Raw genomic sequence first — 4,032 nt, 5'->3', positions numbered from 1 at the left:
AACAAAGCACATGATGTCTTCCGCTCAAGGAAATGCAGTCTAACCTCCAAATCGCAAACAAATCAAATCAAAAAGCTTACATAGAATGAAGCAAACCAATAACGCCATTAAGTTCTTAATGGCCCAATACCGCGCTATCTTCAAGCACGCTAATATCGCCATGGTAACTGCTATGGCTGCAGCTGCCTTAGCTGCAGGTCAGGCCCAGGCTGCTACAGATCAGACCCTTGATAATCAAGTTTTCAAAGATGACGCTGCATTGAATGTAACCATCACTGGTGCAGCTACCGCAGATACTGATAAGAAAGAATACAAGAAGTTCACTATCACTGGTGATGAGGGTGAAAATGGCTTCACCAATACTCAAGAAAACGTCTTAACTGTAACTGGCGGTAAAGATGCAGATCAGTCCTCATCATCATTTGAGGGCAAAACTGACAACAAACTTGGTGTAATTAACCTTGTAAATACTACGTTAAAGATTGAGGGATCGGCAGACGCTGTTGCAGATACTAAAGTTGCTGTAGGCGGTTCAGATAAGTCAGTAGCTCTTACTCTCAAAGAGGTAAGCGTTAAAAAAGGCACGCTGCAGGTTGGCAAAGATGGCGGCGCTCAAGTAGCATCCTCGCTGACTGCTAATAAAATTACTATTGGTGGCGATGGCCCTGCTGAACTTAATGCAAAGAAGGCTGCAGTTATAACTGGTACTAAGTCTATTGAAGTTAAGAAGGGCGGCACTGTTGGTTTAGGAGTTGAGGCTCAGCTTTCTGGTGCAAGTCTGACTGTAACTGACGGCGCATTAAAGCTTGGCGACAAATCAAAGGTTATCAATTCTGCTATCAATGTATCTGGCGGTACAGTTACTTTGAGCGGCAAAGATAATGACAATAAATCAGAGCTGGGCAATTCAAGCTCAAATATTAAAATTACCGGCGGTGAAGTAAAGGTAGATGATGGTAAGCATGGTGTTATTACAGCTTCATCATTTACTTTATCTGACAAGGCAAAGCTGACAAACTCAGGTTCCCTAGCTATTAATACAACAGGTACTATTGAGCTTTCTGGCGGCACTATCGATAATGCTGATCAAAAGTCTTTAACTTTTGGCAACGTTACAAATATTAAGTCTGGCTCTACTGTAACTAATAGCGGTACCTTAGTCTTTGCAAAGGGTGGCTCTATCGATGACAATGCTACTTTCAAAAACACTGCAAACTCTGGTAATACTAAGGTTCATATTGGCACTGGCACTTTATCCGTAAGTTCAAAAGCTCTTAAGGACAAGCTCTTAACTGGCGATGAAGTTTCAACTACCAATGACGCAAAAGCTATCATTCAGCTTACTGATAGCGGCGATGCTGCCTTAAATCTTGGCGATGCTACTATCATTGGCGCAGCTAACGGTATTGTAAACGCAAAGTTTAAGAAACAGGGCACTAATGGAACCCTCACTATTCAGGGCAATAACGCTGAGTACAAGGGCAATGATGTTATTACTGGTCAGGATGGCGTAAACCTTTCTTTCAAGAACTTTACCGTAGGTAAGGGCAACACTGATAATGTAACTTTAAAGAGCGGCTCTATCACTGTTTCCGAGTCTTTAAAGGTTCCTGAGGGCAAGGGTTTAATTCTTGATAGTGGCAACGCTCTTGTCTTAGACGGCACCACTGCTAGCGGCAGCATTGTAGCTAAGAGTGTTACTGTTGGCTCAGGTAAGGCAGAAGCAAACTTAAACGTTGATAAAGGCACTTGGACTCTCCCTGCACTGACCATCACAAACGGTGCAGCAACTGTTGAGAAAGATGCACAGCTTAAGGTAAATGGCGCATTAAAAGCCACTACTGAAGGCGCATTAGTTGTCAAGGGCGGCTTGGTAAGCACTGAGGGCGCTGATGGCAAGCTGGTTCTCAAGGGTGCAGCTGCAAAGACTGTTCAGATGAGCAATGGTGCAACGCTGATTGTTGATGCTGATGAAGTTCTCAACGGCAAGACTATTCATACTGATTTTGCTGCAAACTCCATCTCAGGTGATGGCAGCTCTATCATCGAGGTCAAGGGCGGTGAGAAGTTAAGCAGGAAAGAGTTCGAGACTTTCTACACTGCAACTGGCTTCAAAGGCATCTTTAAGATGGACGTCGATACCGGTGTTACAGCTGGTAAGGGCGAAATTGAGCTTAAGGATATTGTTGTAGGTCTTCAGACCAATGACTTTGTAGAAAAGACCCTTGTTCTTTCAAAAAATGAGTCCGTCTCTGGCGGCTATTCATTAGGCGATATTAAGATTAAGGCAGCTAAAGCTGTCGAAGTAAAGGCAGGTGGTAGCTTAATTCTTAATAGCGCAAATGCTACAACTGGCAACTTTGTAACCATGCAGAATGCTGAGGGCAAGGATGTTACTGGTGATGTTTCTTTCGCTGATGCTAAGAATTCATTAAGCTTAATCGGCACTGGTAACATTGGTTCAGTGACAACTGCAAATGCCACTTCAAAGGGCAAGGTTGTTATCGGCATGTCTGATGAGCAGAACACAAAGGCTGGCGCTGTTACAGTTGTCTCAGGTTCTAACTTAGGTGATAACACTAACCGTTTAGGCTCTGTTGTTCTTAACAAGAACTCATCCTTAGATGTTAAATCAGGTAGCGTATTTGCTGATAACTTCAACATGCTGCCAGGCACTAGTGTAGACGTAAACGGTGATATCACCACCAATACTCTGACTGTTTCTGGTAAGTCTCTGAAGGCCAATACCTTAACAATTGATGGTGCCGCAGGTACTGATGGTAATCACATCAATGGTGGCGCAAATGTTGAGGTTTCAAAGTTAGTTTTAGCTGAAGATCATAAGCTTGCAATTGGTGAGGCAGGCACTGACGAGACTAATGTAGGCTCTTCTGCTCAAATCTATACTGATACCTTAGTTCTTAAGGAGGGTGCTAGCTTATTCTTAGATCCTGCATATGGCCAAGCAGCATCTTTATTAGTTGCTCAAGATTACGCCAACGACATTACTACTGGTCCAAATGTTGATGAGCTCAAGGGCAAGATTGTTATTGGTCAGAACTCAGCTCTTGGTCTTGGCTTTACTAAGACCGAGTTCAGCGAGGTCATGGCTGACTACTTAACTGTAAATGGTGGCTTTGACAAGAAGAGCTCTGTTAAGAACGCTCTTGTTCTCAACAAGCCTCTTAAGATCGCAGATACATACGGCATTCTCGTTGATTATGAGCAAGTTGACCCAAAGAAGGCTTCTGCTGGTACTAATGAAGTAAAGATTGCTAATGGCTCTGCGCTGATTCTGACTGACAAGGCTTTTGGTGCAAACAAGGATCAGGCAGCCATCCAGTTCAAGGCCGCTACTGGCACTCTGGCTGGTGATGCAAATTCAGGCTCTAAGGTTATCTTACTAGGTGACTTCGATGCATCAGACACCAATCTTATGTTAGCAAGTCAAGGCGGTGGTTCTTCTTCTGCAGCAGTAACCGGCAAAATCAATGTTGAGGCTGCTGGTGGCTTACTTCATGCCACCATTGACGATGGCAATATCTCCACTTTCGCTTTAACTATAAATGACGAAAAGAAAGCATTAGCTTACGACGGTGTTTCTAAGCCAATCGGTGATCTCATTATCGATAAGGTAAGCGGCAAGCTGACCAAGGGTTCAACTGGTTATGGCTTATTGTCTGACCTGATTGCTGCTGGTAACTACAAGGCTGTTGACGCTGCTGCTCATGCTGCAACCTATGCTGGTGCTCAGCAGGCTGCTGTTGCTGCAGTAACCACCATGGCTGATGCAATGTTTGGTCGTGTTGGTGCTGTTGGTGTTGAGGCTGCCTCTATCTCCGCTACCGGTTCACAGGCTAACGGCGGTGTATGGTTAACCCCAATGTACAAGTCCGTTGACTCCGACGGCTTCAATGCTGAGGGTGCTTCCTACGGTGCTGACGTTGACCTCTCTGGCGTAGCATTCGGTACTGATACTGTAAACGGCAACATGCGTTTTGGTGCTGTATTCAACATCGGTTCTGGTGATGC

The 4,032-nt window shown here is 44.5% G+C and carries 1 protein-coding gene; it reads left to right on the top strand.

The features are described from left to right. Positions 1–85: 85 nt before the first annotated feature. The coding region (locus H524_RS15865; protein ID WP_044122427.1) for a beta strand repeat-containing protein at positions 86–4,032 on the top strand (3,947 nt) is incomplete at its 3' end.

Origin of the sequence: Anaerobiospirillum succiniciproducens DSM 6400 (genome assembly GCF_000482845.1) — a bacterium.
GTDB lineage: Bacteria > Pseudomonadota > Gammaproteobacteria > Enterobacterales > Succinivibrionaceae > Anaerobiospirillum > Anaerobiospirillum succiniciproducens.
This window is presented reverse-complemented; position numbering and strand designations above follow the sequence as displayed.